Annotated in this window: 16 protein-coding genes; 4 read left to right on the top strand and 12 right to left on the bottom strand. The window is 38.6% G+C overall.

Annotated features, from left to right (window positions below):
• Nucleotides 1-12 precede the first annotated feature (12 nt).
• Together DUT70_RS03360 and pdeM are read left to right on the top strand one after the other, a co-directional pair.
• Entirely contained in the window at nucleotides 13-2,463 is a 2,451-nt protein-coding gene (locus tag DUT70_RS03360) for a ligase-associated DNA damage response DEXH box helicase (RefSeq protein ID WP_113645872.1), read from the top strand.
• A gap of 167 nt (nucleotides 2,464-2,630) precedes the next feature.
• On the top strand, nucleotides 2,631-3,266 hold the full coding sequence (gene pdeM, locus DUT70_RS03355) for a ligase-associated DNA damage response endonuclease PdeM (protein ID WP_113645871.1): 636 nt from the start codon (nucleotides 2,631-2,633) through the stop codon (nucleotides 3,264-3,266).
• A 6-nt stretch (nucleotides 3,267-3,272) separates the two neighbouring features.
• Here pdeM and trxA read toward each other — a convergent pair whose 3' ends face one another.
• The 5 genes from trxA to thrS all read right to left on the bottom strand — a co-directional run bounded on the left by trxA (nucleotide 3,273) and on the right by thrS (nucleotide 6,836).
• Nucleotides 3,273-3,569 (bottom strand): thioredoxin, encoded by a 297-nt coding sequence (gene trxA, locus DUT70_RS03350; protein ID WP_113645870.1) that lies wholly within the window; start codon nucleotides 3,567-3,569, stop codon nucleotides 3,273-3,275.
• A gap of 111 nt (nucleotides 3,570-3,680) precedes the next feature.
• Entirely contained in the window at nucleotides 3,681-4,025 is a 345-nt protein-coding gene (gene rplT, locus DUT70_RS03345; RefSeq protein WP_113645869.1) for a 50S ribosomal protein L20, read from the bottom strand.
• A 74-nt stretch (nucleotides 4,026-4,099) separates the two neighbouring features.
• Nucleotides 4,100-4,300 carry a 50S ribosomal protein L35 gene (rpmI, locus tag DUT70_RS03340; protein WP_113645868.1) on the bottom strand — a complete coding sequence of 67 codons (201 nt, stop codon included), beginning with the start codon at nucleotides 4,298-4,300 and terminating at the stop codon, nucleotides 4,100-4,102.
• 25 nt (nucleotides 4,301-4,325) lie between these two features.
• Nucleotides 4,326-4,898 (bottom strand): translation initiation factor IF-3, encoded by a 573-nt coding sequence (gene infC, locus DUT70_RS03335; protein WP_113645867.1) that lies wholly within the window; start codon nucleotides 4,896-4,898, stop codon nucleotides 4,326-4,328.
• Between the two features lie 12 nt (nucleotides 4,899-4,910).
• The gene (gene thrS / locus DUT70_RS03330; protein ID WP_113645866.1) at nucleotides 4,911-6,836 is read right to left on the bottom strand and encodes a threonine--tRNA ligase; all 1,926 of its coding nucleotides are present in this window, start codon (nucleotides 6,834-6,836) and stop codon (nucleotides 4,911-4,913) included.
• Nucleotides 6,837-7,030: 194 nt separating this feature from the next.
• Here thrS and DUT70_RS03325 point away from each other — a divergent pair, with 194 nt between their 5' ends.
• A complete protein-coding gene (locus tag DUT70_RS03325) occupies nucleotides 7,031-7,408 on the top strand; it encodes a GxxExxY protein (protein ID WP_113645865.1) in 378 nt (125 codons plus the stop codon).
• A 188-nt stretch (nucleotides 7,409-7,596) separates the two neighbouring features.
• On the opposite strand, the gene DUT70_RS03320 is transcribed toward DUT70_RS03325, so the two are convergent.
• The 5 genes from DUT70_RS03320 to DUT70_RS03300 form a co-directional block, all read right to left on the bottom strand.
• The gene (locus DUT70_RS03320; RefSeq protein WP_113645864.1) at nucleotides 7,597-8,484 is read right to left on the bottom strand and encodes a hypothetical protein; all 888 of its coding nucleotides are present in this window, start codon (nucleotides 8,482-8,484) and stop codon (nucleotides 7,597-7,599) included.
• 117 nt (nucleotides 8,485-8,601) lie between these two features.
• Nucleotides 8,602-9,339, bottom strand: coding sequence for a (Fe-S)-binding protein (locus DUT70_RS03315; RefSeq protein WP_113645863.1), 738 nt, complete (start codon nucleotides 9,337-9,339; stop codon nucleotides 8,602-8,604).
• Nucleotides 9,340-9,360: 21 nt separating this feature from the next.
• Nucleotides 9,361-10,695 (bottom strand): MFS transporter, encoded by a 1,335-nt coding sequence (locus DUT70_RS03310; protein ID WP_113646551.1) that lies wholly within the window; start codon nucleotides 10,693-10,695, stop codon nucleotides 9,361-9,363.
• 51 nt (nucleotides 10,696-10,746) lie between these two features.
• Nucleotides 10,747-11,376: a putative polyvalent protein kinase domain-containing protein gene (locus tag DUT70_RS03305; RefSeq protein WP_113645862.1), complete on the bottom strand. Its 630-nt coding sequence runs from the start codon at nucleotides 11,374-11,376 to the stop codon at nucleotides 10,747-10,749.
• Between the two features lie 190 nt (nucleotides 11,377-11,566).
• Nucleotides 11,567-13,459 (bottom strand): RecQ family ATP-dependent DNA helicase, encoded by a 1,893-nt coding sequence (locus tag DUT70_RS03300; protein WP_113645861.1) that lies wholly within the window; start codon nucleotides 13,457-13,459, stop codon nucleotides 11,567-11,569.
• A gap of 475 nt (nucleotides 13,460-13,934) precedes the next feature.
• On the opposite strand from DUT70_RS03300, the gene DUT70_RS03295 reads away from it, so the two are divergent.
• Entirely contained in the window at nucleotides 13,935-17,186 is a 3,252-nt protein-coding gene (locus tag DUT70_RS03295) for an amidohydrolase family protein (RefSeq protein ID WP_113645860.1), read from the top strand.
• A gap of 198 nt (nucleotides 17,187-17,384) precedes the next feature.
• Here the strand turns inward: DUT70_RS03295 and DUT70_RS03290 are convergent, their stop codons facing one another.
• Together DUT70_RS03290 and DUT70_RS03280 are read right to left on the bottom strand one after the other, a co-directional pair.
• Nucleotides 17,385-18,575 carry a BaiN/RdsA family NAD(P)/FAD-dependent oxidoreductase gene (locus DUT70_RS03290; RefSeq protein WP_113645859.1) on the bottom strand — a complete coding sequence of 397 codons (1,191 nt, stop codon included), beginning with the start codon at nucleotides 18,573-18,575 and terminating at the stop codon, nucleotides 17,385-17,387.
• Between the two features lie 335 nt (nucleotides 18,576-18,910).
• A complete protein-coding gene (locus DUT70_RS03280; protein ID WP_113645857.1) occupies nucleotides 18,911-20,938 on the bottom strand; it encodes an FUSC family membrane protein in 2,028 nt (675 codons plus the stop codon).
• Nucleotides 20,939-20,946 lie beyond the last annotated feature (8 nt).

The raw sequence follows: 20,946 nt of genomic DNA, 5'->3' as shown, positions 1-20,946 counted from the left end.
TATCATTGATTTATGCAAAAAACGAAAGGCTATCAACAGATCATCTCTTGGCTCAAGGCCGATAAAAGGAAGCCTTTTGATTTCCAAAAGGATACTTGGGAGTATTATTTGCAGGGATATAGTGGCTTGGTAAATGCTCCAACGGGATTTGGGAAGACCTTCTCCGTCTTTTTAGGTGTCGTCATCGAAGCATTAAATCAGGATAAACCAGCAAAAGGCGTACAACTCATTTGGATTACTCCTTTAAGATCTTTGGCTAAGGATATTGCTAGGGCAATGAGAGAAGTGCTTTTGGCTATAGGACTCGATTGGCTGGTGGGTGTTCGCAATGGCGATACCTCACAAGCAGAGAAACTTCAGCAGAAAAAAGCAATGCCCGAAATATTGCTCATTACTCCCGAAAGTTTACATTTACTATTGGCCCAGAAAGGTTCCTCCAGTCTATTTAAAAATCTAAAATGTATCGTCGCTGACGAATGGCACGAACTATTGGGCAGCAAACGTGGTGTACTGGTAGAATTAGCCGTTTCTAGAATAAAAGGATTGCAAAAGGAGCATGGGAATGAAATACTGCGTGTATGGGGTATTTCGGCAACCATAGGTAATATACAAGAAGCATTAGAGGTCATTGTTCCCGAGGAATCTGCTAAGAAAATGATTGTTAGAGCACAATTAGAGAAAAAGATACAAATCAAATCCATCCTACCAGACACCATAGAAACCTTGCCTTGGGCTGGACATTTAGGTTTAAAATTAGCCCATAAACTCATTCCTATCATCAATAAAAGCAAAACCACGCTTATTTTCATTAATACTCGTGGACAATCGGAAATTTGGTATCAACATCTGTTGGATATCGAACCTGACTTAGCTGGCAGGATAGCCATTCACCATGGCTCTATTGATTTTGAGTTAAGAAATTGGATTGAAGACAGTTTGCATAGTGGCCTATTGAAAGCCGTTATTGCCACTTCTTCCTTAGATTTAGGTGTAGATTTTAAACCTGTGGATACGGTAGTACAAATTGGTTCCCCAAAAGGAGTAGCTAGGTTTTTGCAACGTGCTGGACGTTCTGGTCATTCGCCTTTTGAAGTTTCTAAAATATATTTCTTACCTACGCACGCACTTGAACTGGTGGAAGCTGCCGCGATAAAAGAAGCCGCAAAAGAAAATAATATTGAAAGTAGAGAACCTTTTGTAATGGTTTTCGACACTTTAATACAGTATTTAGTCACACTTGCCGTAGGCGATGGCTTTGATGACAAGCAAATTTATGAAGAAGTAAAACAAACCAATGCTTTTAAGGAGCTACTTCCTAACGAATGGGCTTGGGCCATGCAATTTATCACCTCTGGTGGCGACAGCCTAACCGCTTACAACGAATTTAAAAAGGTAATAAAAGACGAAGATGGACTATGGAAGGTGAAAAGCAGGCAAATTGCTATGCGACACCGACTTCATATTGGTACTATTGTTAGTGATGCCATGCTAAAAGTAAAGTTCCTAAGTGGTGGTTACATTGGTATGGTAGAAGAATACTTCGTTTCTAAGCTGAAAGCTGGTGATAGTTTTGTGCTAGCAGGGCGAATTTTAGAGTTTGTACAAATCAAAGAGATGACAGTCATTGTTCGTCGCAGTAAACAAAAGAAAGCCATTTCTCCAAGCTGGCTGGGTGGGCGTTTGCCCCTTTCTTCCAATTTAGGGGCAGTATTACGTAAAAAATACAACGAAGTGCTAGACCAAACACATCAAGATGAGGAACTGGATATTGTACATCCACTTTTTAAAATACAAGAAGAAAGATCTCATGTACCTAAAAGTGATGAACTGCTCATCGAAATGATTAATAATCGTGAAGGTTTTCATTTATTTGCTTATCCCTTTGAAGGCAGATTGGTACATGAAATTTTAGGAGCACTGGTTGCCTATCGCTTGAGCAAGTTAGTGCCAATTACCTTTTCTATTGCCATGAATGATTATGGTTTTGAATTACTTAGCGATATAGAAATACCTATGGACGACGGTATTGCTTATGAAGTTTTCTCGCCCAAAAACCTAGCGGAAGACATTACTTTGAGCATTAACTCCACGGAAATGGCCAGAAGGAAGTTTCGTGATATTGCCTGTATCGCAGGTTTGGTTTTCCAAGGCTATCCAGGTAAATACATCGCCAACAAGCACTTGCAAAGTAGCGCGGGGTTGTTTTTCAATGTTTTTAATGATTACGACAAACATAATCTACTGTTAAGACAAGCTTATGAGGAAGTTTTTTACCAGCAATTGGAAGAACCTAGATTAGCAGCAGCACTAAACCGTATTCAAAATAGCAACATCGTGATTACCTACCCTAAAAGGTTTACACCATTGTCATTTCCAATCAAAGTAGATAGCTTAAGGGCAAATATGAGCTCAGAAGAATTGGAACACCGTATTGAAAGGATGAAGAAAGAAGTTTTTAAATGAGTTAAAGAAAGATTAAGGTATCCTGAAAACATAATGTCTTTAATTTCTTAATGGTTTGTAATGTACTTTGAAAGATTTTACTTTGCAGCTGCTTTACGGTCTCCGCAAGGGCGAAATGATGGCTTAGTAGAAAAACAGCATAACTAACCACTAATTCCTAAAAAAAAGTGAAAATTTCGATTAGAGAAGAAGAATTCATATTAGATAAAGAAAGAGCAATTTATTTGCCTAGTGAGCAATTATTAGCCATCAGCGATTTACATTTGGGCAAAGCTGCTCATTTTCGTAAAGCGGGCTTAGCCGTTCCCAATAGCGTATCACAAAATGATTTAAGCAGGCTGGCAGGATTAATGGAAAAATATTTTCCAAAGCAATTACTTATCAACGGAGACATGTTCCATAGCGATTACAACGCTGAAATTGATGAATTTGCAAGATGGAAAGAGAACTTCAGGGAGATCAATTTTATACTGGTAAAGGGAAATCATGACAAACAATCAGAAAAGGTTTATAAAAACTTAGCTATCGAAGTTCAAGAACCTAACTATCAAACTGATAAATTTTGTTTCATACACGATTTGACACATTGCAATTCAAATTTATATACAATTAGTGGCCATATTCACCCAGGAATTAGCATTTACAATAATGCAAAACAGCGATTAAAATTTCCTTGCTTTTATTTTGGAGAGCATCATGCCATTCTTCCTGCATTTAGCAATTTTACAGGTTTGCAGCTCGTAAAGGCAAAAGAAAACGATTTGGTATTTGCCATTACTCCAACCAAAATCGTGAAAGTGTAATATGCTTTAAGCGTGCATCTCAATTAACTGCTTCAATTGAGGAGCTGGAACAGCACCACTTTGTCGCCAAATAGCTTTTCCCTTTTTAAACAAAATAAAAGTAGGAACACCTTGCACGTTAAATGCGCTAGCAGCAGCTTGGTTTTTATCGACATCAACCTTAATAATAGCCGCCTTATCTCCTATTTGACTCTTCAGCTCGGTCAATATTGGCCCCATTGCTTTACAGGGTGCACACCATTCAGCAAAAAAGTCGACCAACACAGGTTTATCACCATTAATTAAATCTGAAAACTTGGACATATTTTATTCTTTTTAAAAACGAACAAAAACCGAAGCAAAATAGTTTTAGTCATTAAAACAAAAAAGGGAACAATTTTCATCGCTCCCTTTTTTCTTGATATTTTTAGTATCCTATTTTACCGCATCAATAACAGCTTTAAAAGCTTCTTTATTGTTCATTGCTAAGTCAGCTAAAACTTTACGGTTTAAACCGATGTTTTTTGCAGCTAATTTACCAATCAATTGCGAGTAAGAAATACCGTGCTCACGAGCACCAGCATTGATACGTTGAATCCATAATGCACGGAATTCTCTTTTCTTAGCTTTACGGTCGCGGTATGCATATTGCAAACCTTTTTCTACCGTGTTTTTAGCAATGGTAAAAACCTTGCTTCTTGAGCCCCAATAGCCTTTGGCCATGTCTAGGACTTTTTTTCTTCTGCGTCTAGCAGCTACTACGTTTACCGAACGAGGCATAATGTGTTGTGTTTTTGATAAGCGGTGCTGTGTATTTCAACAAACTTACTACCGTTCACCTGGTTAAAAATTAATTACTTACCAATGCAAAGCATACGTTTAACGTTGCCCATATCTGCATCGTTTACCAAACTAGTGTTGGTTAAGTTACGCTTACGTTTAGTACTCTTCTTAGTCAAGATGTGACTTTTGTAGGCGTTCTTTCTTGCAATTTTACCTGTTCCAGTAAGCGAAAAACGCTTTTTAGCACTGGAATTGGTTTTCATTTTTGGCATAACCTGATTTTGTTTATATAATTTATTATTTCTTTGCGGTTGCTTTTGGGGCTACGGTTAAAAACATACGTTTACCCTCCAATTTAGGCAATAACTCAACCTTACCCACTTCTTCTAGCGCTTGTGCAAACTTAAGCAACAAAATTTCTCCCTGCTCTTTGTAAACAATTGCTCTTCCTTTGAAGTGTACGTAAGCTCTAACTTTCTCACCTGCTTCTAAAAAGCTAATGGCATGCTTTAATTTGAACTGAAAATCGTGGTCAGAGGTATTAGGTCCGAAACGAATTTCCTTGATAACGGTTTGCTTAGCATTAGCTTTGATTTCCTTTTGCTTTTTCTTTTGCTCGTACATGAACTTACTGTAGTCCATAATACGGCAAACAGGTGGGTTTGCGTTTGGAGAAATCTCTACCAAGTCAAGCTCTAACTCATCAGCAAATGCCAACGCTTTTGACAAAGGATAAATTCCCTGCTCTACATTATCCCCAGCCAGCCTAACCTCTTGAGCACGAATATGCTCGTTAATATTATGTTCTGCTTCTTTTTTCTTAAAAGGTGGACGTGGTCCCCTATTAAATCCTGGTCTTCCTAATGCCAAATGCTTTCCTTGTTAAACTGTTATTTCTTTGTTAATTAATGCACTAAATTCTGCTAAGGTCATGCTTCCTAAATCTCCCTCACCGTGCTTGCGAACCGAAACCCTTCCTTCTTCCATCTCTTTTTCGCCTATAATAAGCATGTAAGGCAGTTTTTTAACCTCAGCGTCTCTGATTTTTCTTCCAATCTTTTCATCACGAAAGTCAATCAGACCGCGAATATCGGAATTATTTAATTCTTCTGAAACTTTTTTTGCATATTCTTCATACTTTTCTGAAATAGGAAGAATGATGTATTGCTCTGGTGAAAGCCACAATGGGAAGTTACCTCCACAGTGTTCGATCAACACAGCTACAAAACGTTCCATTGAACCAAAAGGTGCACGGTGTATCATTACAGGGCGATGTTTTTGGTTATCACTACCTGTGTATTCTAGCTCAAAACGCTCTGGAAGATTGTAATCTACCTGAATAGTACCCAACTGCCATTTTCTACCCAGCGCATCACGAACCATAAAATCTAGTTTTGGTCCATAAAAAGCAGCTTCACCATATTCTACTACAGTAGGCAAACCTTTTTCTTCTGCTGCTTCAATAATTGCAGTTTCAGCTAGTTTCCAATTCTCATCAGAACCAATGTATTTTGCTTTATTCTCTGGGTCTCGTAATGAAACCTGAGCCACATAGTTATCAAAACCTAAAGATTTAAATACGTGAAGTACCAAATCAATTACTTTTTTAAACTCTTCTTTTACTTGGTCTGGACGGCAAAACAAGTGCGCATCATCTTGAGTAAAACCACGTACACGAGTTAAACCATGCAACTCACCACTTTGCTCGTAACGATATACGGTACCAAATTCGGCAAAACGAACTGGCAAATCCTTATAAGAACGAGGTTTAAACTTATACAGCTCACAGTGGTGAGGACAGTTCATTGGTTTTAAGAAAAACTCCTCTCCTTCTTGCGGTGTTTTGATCGGTTGGAAACTATCTTTTCCGTATTTCTCGTAGTGACCAGAGGTAATGTATAAGTTCTTATGCCCAATATGTGGCGTAATTACTTGCTCGTAACCTGATTTTTGCTGCGCTTTGGTTAAAAATTGAACTAAACGCTCGCGTAATGCAGTGCCTTTTGGCAACCACATCGGTAAGCCCATGCCCACTTTTTCTGAGAAGGTGAACAATTCTAATTCCTTACCTAATTTACGATGGTCACGTTTTTTGGCCTCTTCAATCATGTGAAGATATTCGGTCAATTCACTTGCTTTAGGAAAAGTTACTCCGTAAATACGCGTTAATTGTTTTTTAGTTTCATCACCTCTCCAATAAGCACCAGCAACGTTCATCAGCTTAATGGCTTTGATGAAACTAGTGTTTGGAATATGTGGACCACGACATAAATCAGTAAAGCTACCTTGTGTATAAAAAGTAATTTTTCCGTCTTCTAAACCGTCAATCAAATCTAATTTGTACTCGTCTCCTTTTTCAGTGAAGTATTGGATAGCATCCGCTTTGCTTACGCTTTTACGTTCAAAAACTTCTTTTTGTTTAGCCAATTCTAGCATTTTGTCTTCAATCTGCTTAAAATCATCAGAAGAGAACTCTCTATCACCGAAATCTACATCGTAGTAAAAACCAGTTTCAATAGCTGGGCCAATCCCAAATTTTGTACCTGGATAAAGTGCCTCTAATGCTTCGGCCATTAAGTGCGCTGATGAATGCCAGAAAGTCGACTTTCCTTCGGTATCATTCCACGTCAGCAATTTAACCGCAGAGTCAGCTTCAATTGGACGTGAACTGTCCCAAACTTCTCCGTTTACTTCTGCCGCTAAAACATTTCGTGCTAAACCCTCTGAGATTGACAGGGCAATTTGATGGGCATTTGTACCCTTTTCATACTGACGAACAGAGCCATCAGGTAATGTAATGTTAATCATCTACAACTATGATTTAAAGTTTAAAATAAATTGATTTGCAAAATCACTTACGTGTGTGATTTTATTTTGGTGCAAAGATAGGGTTTTTAGATAGATTTTTTGAATTGAATTCTAATTAACCACAGATATTAGAAGATTTTTTCCGCTGATTTTCACAGATAAAATTTATCTTTAATCAACCTGTCTATGAAATAATGACTGAAAACGAAATCTCTTATGAAATACGTGGAGCTATTTTCGACGTATACAACAATCTCGGACCTGGCCTTTTAGAATCTGCTTATGAAGCGGCCTTGGGATTTGAATTAGGTAGAAGAAGACTTTTTTATGCTACACAAGTGCCTCTACCAATGCAATACGAAACTATTCATTTGGATGTAGCCTACAGATTAGATTTTCTTGTTGAGGATAAAGTAATTATAGAATTAAAATCTGTAGAAATGCTCATGAATGTTCACCACAAACAAATTATTACCTATTTAAAGCTCTCTGGACTGAAATTGGGTTTGCTAGTAAACTTCAATACCGATGATATATCTAAATCTATTTTTAGGAAAGTGAACGGAATGTAAATTTCCCGCAGATTTAGACAGAACCGTTCTATTACTTAGCCGCAGATTTACGCCGATATTAAATTGCTAAATAAGACCTCCTTAAATCTGCGTTTCTAATTAGCGAAATCTGCGGGAAACCAATCAATTGACAAAAAAATGTCCCGACGATGGCCGAGACATTCAGAAAAAATATAAAATGGAATTTCTTAATTAATTACCGCTCTGGTTTGGCCACCCTGACCACGGTTATTGTTATTTCTAAACCTAGCCATCATTGCTTCCATTTTGGCTTGATATTGCTCTGGTGTAATGGCTACTGCTTTTTTAGGGGCAGTTACATCTTTATTGCTCACGCCTCTGTACTCAATACTTTTTGCAGTGGTACCACCTCCTTTAATTTCAATGGCTAAAACAGCACCTTCTGTCCAAAGGTTTGGCATTGGAGAAAAGTTAAAGCCTAAATCGTTGGTATACCATAAAACTGTTTCCTCTACCACATCTTTGTCCATGTTTAACACTTTTGCTTTACGGGTAGTTCTGATAATTACTTTTTTGCAATCTAGGTTTACAATTTTCTTAGTTTCATCAGTTTTAATCACCTCGATGGTTGGTGGCACATTTAAAAATTGTACGGCACTGTTGCTTTGGTTGTTATTTCTTCCACCGTTACCATTCATCGGGTTGTTTCCTGTTGCTGCAAGTTTGGTAGGCATTACATAAGTAGTATCCATCATATCAAAAACTTCTACTACTTTTTGGTCGGCAAAAGTGTAGTAATATTCTCTATTACCTCCACCACCAAAACCAAATCTAAAACCACCACCTGGTCTACCCCCGCCCCCACTGTTGCTATCCTCTGTTTCTGTTACAGGCATAAAGCTGGCGTTTGTGGCATTGTAAAGTAATTCGTAATTGGCTTTGATAGATTTTGGCATACGGGCTTTCATTTCCTCAGGGATTTGTCTACCACTAGCTTCTGCCGCCGCAACTGGGTCAATCACACTTTCAAACTGGATGGCACCAGATTTCTTTTGTGCTTGAGCATTTAACGTAAAAGCTAAAAGGCCTAAAAAGGCGATAAATATTTTTTTCATGATTGGTTATTTCAATATAATAAGCAAAACAAAAGTAAATCACTTTAGAGTAATGCGATATTAAAAAAGGTTAATTTCTTTCGATTATAACCAGAGTTTTACAAAAGATGGAAGCAATTAGTATTCAGTGCTTTCTAACCAACCATTTGCCAATACGTCTGCAAGGTGCATGGTTTTGATAGCAAGGTTATTTTTTTGGATATAGCCATCCAAATGCATCAAACAAGAAAGGTCTGTGGAAATGATATAATCAGCGTCCATTTCTAAAGCATTATTCACTTTTTGCTCTGCCATTGCCGAAGAGATCGCGTCAAATTTTACGGCGAAAGTACCACCAAAGCCACAGCACATATCGGTATCTTTCATTTCCAACATCTCCAAACCAATCACCTTCGATAAAAGCCGACGCGGTTCTGCTTTGATTTTACACTCCCTTAACCCGCTGCACGAATCATGATAAACGGCTTTTCCCTCCAGCTCTGCACCAAAGTAATCTTTCTTCAATACATTGATCAGAAAATCGGAAAGCTCGAAAATATTAGATTGTAAACTTCTGCATTTATTATGCACCATCGTATTGGTAAACAAATCGTTATAACCTGTCTTTACCATTCCTACACAGGAAGCCGAGGGAGCTACAATATATTCTGTATCTGAGAAATCAGCTAGAAATTTAGTGCCTATCTCTTTTGCTTGTTCCCAATATCCTGCGTTGTATGCAGGCTGTCCACAACAAGTCTGCTTCGAATTATAAGCCACTTCGCATCCAGCCTTTTCAAGAATTTTAATGGTATTAAATGCCGTTTCGGGATATAATTGGTCTACAAAACAAGGGATAAACAGTTCTATCTTCATGCTATTCTTCAGTCTCCACTTTTAATCAACAACCACTGCTTTGGGCTGCACTTTTTTAAGAAGCAGCAAAAATACTAAACCTAAAACAAAAAACAGGGCCAATGCAATAACAGAATTACGCATGCTTCCACTTAACACCTCGATATAACCGAAACTGAACATCCCGAAAACCAACGCAACCTTCTCTGTTACATCGTAAAAGCTAAAAAACGAGGTATGGTCTGGACTGTGTTGTGGCAAAAATTTAGAATATGTAGAACGTGATAAAGATTGAATACCACCCATGATCAGACCAATTACTGCAGCTAGTGCATAAAATTGGAGTTCGGTATCAATATAGTAAGCGGCAATACAGCATCCAATCCAAATGGTAACCACCCCTATTAGTACATTTACGTTGCCAAATTTTTTGGAAGAAAGGTACGACATCAGCATGGCGCCTGGAATAGCCACCAATTGTAAAATCAAGATGGTTGCAATGAGCTTTGAGGTAGGTAAATGCAATATTTTTTCTCCAAACAATGCAGCAATCAACATCACGGTTTGCACCCCCATTGAATAAAAAAAGAAGGCAAACAGAAAGCGTTTTAAGTATTTCATTTGTTTTACCTGTTTCCAAACCTTGTTAAGCTCCTGAAAGCCGCTGGTCATGATATTCTTCTTTTCAGCTTTATAATCAGGGCTTCCTTTTGGCAAGTTCTTAAACGGAATTTGCGCAAATCCTATCCACCAAATTCCTACTAGTAAGAAAGATAAGCGTGCTGGAATGGAGGCATCTACAATACCAAACCATTCTGGCTTGAATACAAATACAAAGCAGATAATTTGTAAAATGATACTGCCAATATAGCCATACATATAGCCTTTGGCACTCACATCATCTTGTTTTTCGACTGTGGCAATTTCTGGCAAGTAAGAGTTGTAGAACACCAAACTCCCCCAAAATCCAATAGCAGCTAAAACAAACATGATGATACTGAAATTCAAGGTATCCACCCCTTTTTCTGCATTAATTTCAAAGAAGAAAAGCGTACCACAAGCGACAGCGCCAATGTAAGTAAACATCTTCATGAAAATTTTCTTATTACCACGGGTATCGGCAATAGAAGACAATATGGGCGATAGTAAGGCAATCACTAAAAAGGCAAAAGCCATGGCGTAGCTATACAGTGCCGAATTGACGATTTTATACCCAAAGAAATAAACGTAGTCAATGGTACTATCATCCTTATCGGAAGTGATTGTTGTATAATAGGCTGGAAATATGGTAGAAGTAATTACGAGATTATAAGCTGAATTGGCCCAATCAAAAAAGGCCCAAGAGCGGATAGTTTTTTTGTCGTTTTTAGTTTGCATTGTAGTTTGAATGGCAGCGGCTAAGATAGGAAAATTGGTTAATTGCAATTATCAATCTTTCCAAAATTCATTCGTTAGATAAAAAACGGTATCTATAAAGAAAGGAATCCCGTTATTGGTGAGTACATTTTCATCATGTAAATCTTCTAAAATAATCCCTAATTCAGAATTGAAATAGTCGTGATTCCTAGTATTAGAAAAACCATTTTTTGCTAAAAAGTCTTTCACTTCTTGTAAATCTGTTATGGTTGTAACTGTTACAAAAGTTTGTTGAACCACAGCATACAACACATTGTTCTGGTCCATTGTAAACCCCAGTAATTCGTACGCAGTATCGGAGAAAAAGTAGTTATGTAGTAGAAGATTGTGAAAATAATCTATCCAAGATAAGTAATAAATAGCATCATTAAGTTTAATAACGTGCTTATCGTCTTTTAGATAAACTTTTTGTTCCGCTCCTTCGCTTACATACTTAGAGAAATCTATATCATCTATCCAAAGACTTTTCTCGGCAATGAATCTTTCTAAAACCTCTGTTTCTTGTTTTTTGAAGAGCTTTGAGTCTTTAGGTGCTGTGCTTGTTCGCGTGCTTTTTCTAAGGTAACTGGATATTGTTTGGATAATTTCTCCAAACCTAACTTTGCTCTTTCCTGAAAGGACATTACGTAACTCATCTTTCACTTGATTTTACTAACAAACACAAAGATAACTAAAAGTTGGCAATTCCTAATTTGTTAATCCTGAGTAAATAAAACTAAGAAAAAGCTTATTTAGATTTACCTGTTGATTTGCAACTAAGGTATGAAAATTGGTTAATTGGTTAATTGGTTAATTGGTTAATTGGTTAATTGGTTAATTGGTTATTAAAAATCTATAAATAATATTTCTTGCCATCGGTTTTGATTTTGCCAGCGTCCAAAAGTTCCCTAATTCGTTCTATTTTATCATTATCGGTACCTGTTTGAATGCTTTTTACCAGTTCATCTAAGTCGAGATGCTGACTTTGCAACAGGGTACAAATTTCAAAGTCAATGGTATCATTATACGCTGCGAGGTCTTCCTGCTTTTTTTCGGCCAAGCAAACATCACAAACTCCACATTTTTCGGCACCGCCCTCTCCAAAATAAGTCAACAATTGCACGCTTCTACAAATGGTATTGGAGGCATATGCCAACACCGCTTCAATTTGCGTGCTTTGTATTTGCTTACGAAGCTGGATAAATTTAGCATCTACATCTAAATGCAACATATCCAAACGTGGTGTTACCCACTGTAATTGTGGTTGATCGGTTTGGGGCAAATAAGAAATCACCTCGTACTCCTGCAACTTTTTCAAATAAGCAATCACATCATTATATGAAATCCTCAACCTATTGGATAAATCACTCTCGCTAATTTTTACGTAACCATCAAATGCACCTCCGTATGAGCGTTGTATCGTTTTAACAATGGGATCAAAAGCCGCATTTTCAATTTGGAATCTATAAATATCTTCATGACCTACGGTAAACATTAGTCTTGATGGGATAAAAATATTTTCCGACAAAACCAGATAGCCATCTCTTTCTAAAAACTTCAATGCGGCCATGGTTTTAATCACACCAATACCAAAACGTTTGCAAAAAGCAGCCAAGTCAAAATCAAAATTCAACCCCTGACCTGCTCCGTAAGCCAATTGATAATAGTTTCCAAGATAATGGTAAACTTTTTTGATTTCATCCACCGATGGGAAGCTATCGGCATATTTTGCTTCCAATATCATTTGGTCGGCTTTGTTGGTCAGCAATACGGCAAAAGCTCTTTTTTCGTCCCTACCTCCTCTACCAGCTTCCTGATAATAGGCTTCCAAGCTTTCTGGCAAATCCAAGTGGATAACGAAACGCACATTAGGTTTATCGATGCCCATTCCAAAAGCGTTGGTGGCCACCATTACCCTAATTTTATCTTGTTTCCAGTCTTCTTGCTTCTGAAATCTCGAATCCTTCTCTAAGCCAGCGTGGTAAAAATCGGCAGAGATGTTATTTCGTTGAAGGAAATTCGCCACTTCGGCGGTTTCCCTTCTATTTCTTACGTAGATTAAGCCACAGCCTTTAACATTCTTACAAATCTCTATCAGTTTTTTATGCTTATCATCCAAATTAAAGACCACATAACTAAGGTTTTTACGAGAGAAACTCTTTACAAAAACCTGAGCTTCTTTCATCTCCAATTTTTCGATGATATCTGTCCTTACTTCTGGTGTTGCGGTAGCGGTCAAGGCCAAAACAGGCGTATTAGGTAATATTTCCCGCAGTTCTTTAATCTTCAAATACGGTGGACGAAAGTCGTAACCCCATTGCGAAATACAGTGCGCTTCGTCAATAGCGATGAGATTTACATTCATATAGGAAATACGAACCCGTACCAGCTCAGATAATAAACGCTCGGGAGAAAGATATAGGAATTTGATGTTGCCGTAAATGCAGTTATCCAGCAAAATATCAATTTCCCGTTTGCCCATCCCCGCGTAAATGGCAATAGCCTCTATCCCCTTGGCTTTCAAGTTTTCTACTTGGTCTTTCATTAAAGCCACGAGCGGCGATACCACGATGCAAATGCCTTCCTTCATCATTGCGGGTACTTGAAAACAAATAGACTTCCCCCCGCCTGTAGGCAACAGGGCTAAAGTATCCTGTTTTTTAATGACTGATTGGATAATTTCTTCCTGCAACGGACGAAAGACATCAAAGCCCCAATATTTCTTTAAAATTTCTGTTGCAGTCATAGATTGGCAAACCCAAAACTATGAAACCATCATCGCTTTTCAAAAAAGAGATTTTATCATAGATGCAATTGCTTTGCTTTAATCCGTATAACCTGAGTTGACTGATTGTTTTTTGTATTGCCTTTGTTTGCTAAACCTGATGTAGTGGATATACTTTTTGTGTTTATCTGTCATTCTGAACGTTAGTGAAGGATCTGTAAGTTCATACTAATCAGAAACAGATTCCTCGTTCCTCGGAATGACAGCAAAACGGCACAAAAAGATAGCAGCGTACAGCAGGGCTAATGTGGCCAATGGAATGCGGATTTTGCTTTTCTAAAAATATCTGGCCACAAACGTAAAAATTGCTTTATTTTTTCTTAGTAGCTTCAATGGCTAAAAATATACCCGTAGAAATCAAAAGATGATATCCGTGCATCTGTGGCAAGAAATAGCTAAATTGCGAAGATTAAATATTTGTTAGTACTAAATAAGAATGAGGAAGTATTTATTAGCATCAGCATTATTATGCGCCTTGGGTTCAACCTATGCCCAAGAGAAAAAAGAAACACCGAAATGGGACATTGAAAAATACAAAGGTCCTACCAAAAACTTCAGTATTACCACCAACGAAGGCACTTGGATGAATCTGGATGTGAGTCCTGATGGTAAAGAAATTGTGTTCGACCTATTGGGTGATATCTACGTAATGCCTATTACAGGGGGCACAGCCAAACTTTTAAGTGGTGGTATTGCTTATGAAGTACAACCTCGTTTTAGTCCAAACGGCAAATATATTTCGTTTACGAGCGATAAAAATGGCGCCGACAATATCTGGATCATGGATAGACAAGGCGGCAACAAAAAACAAATCACTAAAGAGTCTTTCAGGTTGTTGAACAATGCTACTTGGATGCCTAATAGCGATTATATCATTGCTCGTAAGCATTTTACGGCATCACGTTCATTAGGTGCTGGTGAAATGTGGATGTACAGCATTTATGGTGGCGATGGTGTACAGCTCACCAAACGCAAAAACGATCAACAAGATGCTGGCGAACCGAATGTATCACCTGATGGCAAATACCTCTATTTTAGTGAGGATGTTTCTCCAGGTCCATCTTTTCAATACAGCAAAGACCCTAACGGCTTGATTTATGCCATTCGTCAGTTAGATCTAAATACTGGAAAATTAAATAATTTGATTGCCGACCAAGGCGGTTCGGTACGTCCACAAATATCGCCTGATGGCAAGTTTATCGCTTATGTGAAGCGAGTGAGATTGAAATCAGTGCTTTACATCCAAAACCTGAAAACAGGAGAAGAGTATCCAATTTACGATGACCTTACAAAAGACCAACAAGAAACTTGGGCCATTTTTGGGGTTTATCCAAATTTTGCATGGACTCCAGATGCTAAGAAAATCATCTTTTATGCCAAAGGAAAAATCAGACAGGTGGAGCTTAGTAATTTATACGTAAATGATATTCCATTTGAGGTAACCACCAACCAAACTGTACAGGATGCCTTGCATTTCGACCAGCAGGTGTATACCAATGAGTTTACCGCTAAAATGATTAGGCAACTGGCCACTTCGCCCGATGGCAAAACCGTGGTATTTAATGCCGCTGGTTATCTGTATAAAAAGGAATTACCTAACGGTGCACCAGAAAGGTTGACCAGCGGCTTGGACTTTGAGTTTGAACCTAAATTTAGTCCTGATGGAAAGTTTGTGATTTATACGACTTGGAGTGACGAGTTTAAAGGAGCCATTAAACGCACGGATTTAAAAACAGGTAAAACTGTGAGTTTAACCGACGAAAAAGGCTACTACTACTCTCCTAGCTACGCTAACAAAGGTGATAAAATTGTTTTCAGAAAAGGGGTTGGTAATGAAGTTTTGGGCTTAACTTATGGCAAAAATAATGGCATTTTCGTGATGTCGGCCAATGGTGGACCTAAAACTTTGGTATTGGATAATGGCATTAAACCTCAATTTAATGGCGATGACACCCGTATTTTCTATCAAAGTTACGAAGCTGGCAAAAAGGCTTTTAAAAGTGTGGATTTGAATGGTGGCAATGAACGCACTCACTACACTTCTCAATACGCTACACAATTTTGTCCAAGTCCTGATGGGAAATGGATGGCTTTTACGGAACTGTTTAATGCCTACATTACGCCAATGGTTACCGCTGGAACTGCTTTAGACCTTTCAGCAGGCAATAAATCCATCCCTTTGGCGAGAGTGACCAAAGATGCTGGGACCTACTTGCACTGGAGTGCCGACAGCAAAAAGCTGCTTTGGACTTTGGGTGAAAAATACTATAACAGAGAAATCAAAAACACCTTTTCTTTTATTGAAGGGGCTCCACAAGTACTACCAGAACCAGATACTGTTGGACTTTCTATTGGATTGAAATTAAAAACTGATGCTCCTACTGGATTAGTGGCTTTAAAAGGTGCCAGAATCATCTCTATGAAAGGTGACCAAGTGATTGAAGAAGGTACCATTTTGATTGAAAACAATAAAATTAAAGCGATTGGCAAAGTAGATGAAGTGCCTATTCCAGCAGATATTAAAGTGCTTGATGTAACGGGCAAAACCATTATGCCAGGTATTGTGGATGTTCACGCTCACTTAAGGACAAGTCCTGATGGCATTAGTCCACAACAGGATTGGTCTTACTTGGCTAATTTGAGTTTCGGCGTTACTACTTCGCACGATCCTTCGAGCAATACTGAAATGGTGTTTAGTCAAAGTGAAATGCTGAAAGCAGGAAGAATGGTTGGACCAAGGGTTTATTCAACAGGTTCTATTCTTTACGGTGCTGATGGTGATTTTAAGGTAACCATTAACAGTTTAGATGATGCTTTGTCGCACCTGCGCAGATTGAAAGCTGTAGGTGCATTTTCAGTAAAATCATACAACCAACCACGTAGGGACCAACGTCAGCAGATTTTAGAAGCTGCCCGACAGTTAAAAATGGAAGTGGTACCCGAAGGTGGTTCTACCTTTTTCCACAATATGACCCAAATTGCTGATGGACATACGGGCATTGAACACAGTATTCCAGTAGCGCCTGCTTATAAGGATGTAGTGAGTTTTTGGAATAACACCAATGTGGCCTACACGCCTACTTTAATTGTGGCCTACGGTGGTCAATGGGGCGAAAACTATTGGTATGACCGTACCAATGTTTGGGAAAACGAGCGGTTGTTAAATTTTACACCAAGGGCGATTATCGATTCTCGTGCCCGTCGTAGAACGACTTCTGAATATGGCGATTATGGACACATTGAAGTCGCCAAGGCAACTAAACAAATTGCTGACGGTGGCACTAAAGTGAACTTGGGTGCTCATGGACAGATACAAGGTTTAGGTGCGCATTGGGAGCTTTGGATGTTGGTGCAAGGTGGAATGGATCCATTAAAAGCAATCAAATGTGCTACGCTTAACGGGGCTGAATATTTAGGAATGGGCAAAGAATTAGGTTCCCTAGAGCCTGGTAAGCTTGCTGATTTAATTATTATGGAAGATAATCCTTTGGATGACATTAGGAATTCGGAGAAGATTAAGTATGTGATGATTAACGGTCGTATTTATGACAGCATGACCATGAACGAAACCATCAGCAGAGAGAAAATGCGTCCGAAATTGTGGTTTGAAATGGATAAAGGGGTGGCTTTTTCCCTACCTTATAAAATGGCTGAAACGTGGACGTTTACGGTTCCAAATTGTGATTAGAAATTAGCATTGTCCGTCATTTCGAACATAGTGAGAAATCTAGCAATAGTTAGATTTCTCCTCATTCTTCGTCGAAATGACGATGAACCCTAACCGCAAAGAAAAAATAGGAGTTACGCCAAGAACGCAAAGGTTTTAATTTGTTCATATGACAGAGAATCTCCCCAGCATTCGGGACTACACTATGGTCGAAATACCTTAAATACACTGCGCGATCACGTAGCCACTGGCCCAAGCCCATTGGAAATTATAGCCACCTAGCCAACCTGTAACATCTACACATTCGCCACCAAAATAGCAGCCAATAAGTTTTTTGCTTTCTAAGGTTTTAGACGATAGTTCGTTGGTATCAATACCACCACGCATCACTTCGGCTTTATCATAGCCTTTATCACCAGCAGGTTTTACCTTAAAATAATGGATGGTTTGCTCCAAAGCTTCCATTTCGGCCTTGGTTAAATCGGCTATGGTTTTACTTAAGGGCAGAAATTTACCTAGCGCATCTGTGAATTTCTTGGTATAAAACCTATTTAATAAAGTAGATAATTGGATGCGTCCGTTATGTTGACGTTCAGTACTTAAAATCTGTAAAATATTTTCGTTCGGCAAGAGGTCAATATTTATTTCCTGGCCCCTACGCCAATAGCTTGAAATTTGTAAAATGGCTGGACCGCTTAGGCCCCAATGGGTAAACAAGATATTTTCCTCAAAACTGGCTTCTTCATTACTCACCTTGCAAAAAACCGAATTTCCAGAGAGTTGGGCAAACCAATCTTCATCTTTACCCGTAATGGTTAAAGGCACCAAAGCTGGTGCTGTTTCTACAATATTTAAAGCGTGCTTTCTGGCAAATTTCAGCGCAAAATCTGTGGCTCCCATTTTAGGAATTGGCAAACCACCCGTAGCAATCACCAATTTGGGCGCTGCAATGGTTTTTTCTTTTTGGTTAATGCGGTAATTGACCTGATATTCTCCGTCATTATTGTTGATGGAAGTAACTTCTGCATTGCATAAAATTTGCTGTCCCATTTCTTCGCAAAGCGATGTAAACACATTTACCACATCTTTTGCATTTTTGCCTTCCGGAAAAAGTTGACCCAAGGTTTTCTCGGCACCATAAATACCGTAAGTTTCAAAAAAGTTGATGGAATCTTCTACCGTCCATTGTTTAAAGGCTGATTTTACGAAATGCTCATTGGCAGAGATAAATTGCTCATGTGTAGCACCGATGTTGGTATAATTGCAACGGCCGCCACCAGAAATTAAAATTTTAGCGCCTGGCTTATCATTCTTTTCCAACACAATCACTTTCTTTCCCAAAAAGCCTGCTTGCACCGCACACATTAATCCGCAAGCACCAGCACCAATAATTATCGCATCGTAAGCCATTTATGAAGTATCAAATTAAAAGGCAAAAGTAAAAAATGAATGGTGATTATCAGTTTAATTGTTAGCGTTGATTTTTTTACCGCGAAGTTTTGGAAGTTTTCGCAAAGAGACGCAAAGAATGTTGATATCCTTTGCGTTCTTAGCGTTGCTTATACTTTTCTTTGCGGTTATATTTTAATGGTGTACCGCTCTAAAATAGCCCTGATTGAAGCGGAAATACTTTTTGCCCTCGGAAAAAACCTCATAGATTTTAAGCGTTTGGACACAAAAAGATTGTAGCGAAAAGCAGGACTATCGGTTGTGTTTTGTAGTATTTCTCTGCTTCAAAAAATACTTTAAGGTTTGATGAGTTTGCTCAGATGAGTAGAAACCTCTACTAAATTTAATGGACGACTTCCCCATGATGGAAGTACAAATTGACGATGTAAATCCAGTGTTTCTGCCTGTGTTAAAGAATTTTTCAGGTGTTCGTTAATTTGCTTTATCTCATTAAGGGTCAATAACGATTTACTTTGCTTTTGCATGGAAGCCAAAGTGGCAATTAGCACGTTTAATTGATAATTTAAAAGTTGTAAACGGTTAATTAATGGCCAGTTTAACTTTTTACGGAAAGGCTCATTGTGTGCAGCTTTTATGGCTTCGCTCAGCATTGACAAACGCTGATGACTTAATTTACGAGCTAAACGGGTTTGATGAATGGAAGTAAGATGATGTGGCTTTAGTTCTAGCGCTGATTGAAGGTATAAGTGGTTTGCTTTTAAAACTTCGGTGAGTAACACACTTAACCTAGGGGCATTCCAAATAGGAAACAAAAAGGTGGCAGCTAAACACAAGGCGATGCCTAAAACGGTAAATAAGACCCTATCTGAGACGAGTTGCCATAAATTTCCTTCGTAAACATTTAAACAAAGAATAACGGAAAGCGTAATGCCGATAACACTAATGCTATAAGCTGAGCGATTAAAGGCAAAGAAAATGAAGAGCCCTATCACGCTTATGCATAATTGCCAAGGAGTGCCAACGCTATTAATGACCAGCCAGCCTATTGATAATCCAATAACAGTTCCACCAAAACGCTCTGCATTACGTTTCACGGTTTGTCCATAACTTGGCCTACTCACAATAACCATGGTTAATAGCAGCCAATAACTATAATGTTCGTCGGAAAGCCAGGTAATAAGCAATAATGCAATTAAACACAGGGTTGATAGTCGTAAAGAGAAACGAAATACAGGCGACTGCATTGAAAAATGCTGCTTAATGGCATTGGCTTGTATGGGAGCTGGTGTTAAAAAATCCCGAACGCGAACTTCTTCTTCGTTTGATGATATAGTAATATTTGGCTGATGAATGGCAGCAATTAAAGCGCTGATTTCATCGATATTGGTCAAGATTTGTTGCAGTAAACTTGCTTTTTCGCTATCTAGCTCTTCCACTTTTTGAAGCAGTTGCAAACGTAAACTCTCAAATTTGCTTAAGGCATCACTGTTGGGATGAGTAAGCAATTTTGCCAAAACTTCAATGCTGCTTTGAATAAGCGGCAAAACTCCTGTGGATACGAATTGATTACGGAGGTATGGATAATCGTAATGTACAGCACTTACTTGTTCGTAAAGGTCGATAAGGTTGGTTGATTTCTCTAAAAAAAACTTTCCTTTGACACTCACTTCACGCATCGCTCTTTCATCGCTCAATAATAGCTGCCTAATTAGCTCATGCTGGTTGGCCAGTTTTAGGTGTAAGCGCATATTGCTTTGGTTAAAACCCGATAGACTAAATTCAGGGTCATAGCCTTTTGCTCTTAGTTTCAATAATGCAGCCGTATCCCTTTCAGTTTGTTTGATGGCCCTACGTAGGGAACGGTATGGGAAAATCCAAATTTGGGAAAGGCTAATCAGCGAGTACCACAAGCCGCCTAGGAAGATATAATTACCATACAATAATGGGTTTGCAGGTTTAAGACCAATGGTAAAGGTGGCTAAAATAATGCCCATTAAACCGATGGCGTTCATGCGTTGGCCTACAATGCCTAGCATGGTTAACATGAAGGTGATCAGTACAACGGTCAGCATCATTAGGGCTGGCACGCTGGCGCTCCAAGCGGTAATGGTTGCTACGAAAGTAAAAATGAGGTTAGTGATCCAAGCGGCCTTGATTTTATCGCTACGGTTACCAGGTAAATCGGTCATGCAAATCATGAGTGCACCTATGCCAATACCAATGGCCGTGGTGGGCCATCCTAAATAAAAGAAGTAAATAATTGGGAGGATTACGGCTATGGTATTGCGCAGCGCATCAACACTGTACTCACTTTTAAAGAGCCGAATAATGGCGGAGAAATGCTTTTTTGATTTACTACTCATTTGCGGCT

The sequence above is a fragment of the Pedobacter chitinilyticus genome, assembly GCF_003313385.1.
Taxonomy (GTDB): Bacteria; Bacteroidota; Bacteroidia; order Sphingobacteriales; family Sphingobacteriaceae; genus Pedobacter; species Pedobacter chitinilyticus.
The sequence above is the reverse complement of the archived record's forward strand: the minus strand, read 5'-3'. Positions and strand labels throughout refer to the sequence as shown.

Coding starts and splice junctions, on each gene's coding strand:
- thrS (WP_113645866.1), bottom strand. CDS start 6,836: ATGATTAACATTACATTACCTGATGGCTCTGTTCGTCAGTATGAAAAG.
- DUT70_RS03290 (WP_113645859.1), bottom strand. CDS start 18,575: ATGGCTTACGATGCGATAATTATTGGTGCTGGTGCTTGCGGATTAATG.
- rpmI (WP_113645868.1), bottom strand. CDS start 4,300: ATGCCAAAAATGAAAACCAATTCCAGTGCTAAAAAGCGTTTTTCGCTT.
- DUT70_RS03320 (WP_113645864.1), bottom strand. CDS start 8,484: ATGAAAAAAATATTTATCGCCTTTTTAGGCCTTTTAGCTTTTACGTTA.
- DUT70_RS03310 (WP_113646551.1), bottom strand. CDS start 10,695: ATGCAAACTAAAAACGACAAAAAAACTATCCGCTCTTGGGCCTTTTTT.
- DUT70_RS03360 (WP_113645872.1), top strand. CDS start 13: ATGCAAAAAACGAAAGGCTATCAACAGATCATCTCTTGGCTCAAGGCC.
- DUT70_RS03315 (WP_113645863.1), bottom strand. CDS start 9,339: ATGAAGATAGAACTGTTTATCCCTTGTTTTGTAGACCAATTATATCCC.
- DUT70_RS03280 (WP_113645857.1), bottom strand. CDS start 20,938: ATGAGTAGTAAATCAAAAAAGCATTTCTCCGCCATTATTCGGCTCTTT.
- DUT70_RS03295 (WP_113645860.1), top strand. CDS start 13,935: ATGAGGAAGTATTTATTAGCATCAGCATTATTATGCGCCTTGGGTTCA.
- rplT (WP_113645869.1), bottom strand. CDS start 4,025: ATGCCTCGTTCGGTAAACGTAGTAGCTGCTAGACGCAGAAGAAAAAAA.
- trxA (WP_113645870.1), bottom strand. CDS start 3,569: ATGTCCAAGTTTTCAGATTTAATTAATGGTGATAAACCTGTGTTGGTC.
- DUT70_RS03300 (WP_113645861.1), bottom strand. CDS start 13,459: ATGACTGCAACAGAAATTTTAAAGAAATATTGGGGCTTTGATGTCTTT.
- DUT70_RS03325 (WP_113645865.1), top strand. CDS start 7,031: ATGACTGAAAACGAAATCTCTTATGAAATACGTGGAGCTATTTTCGAC.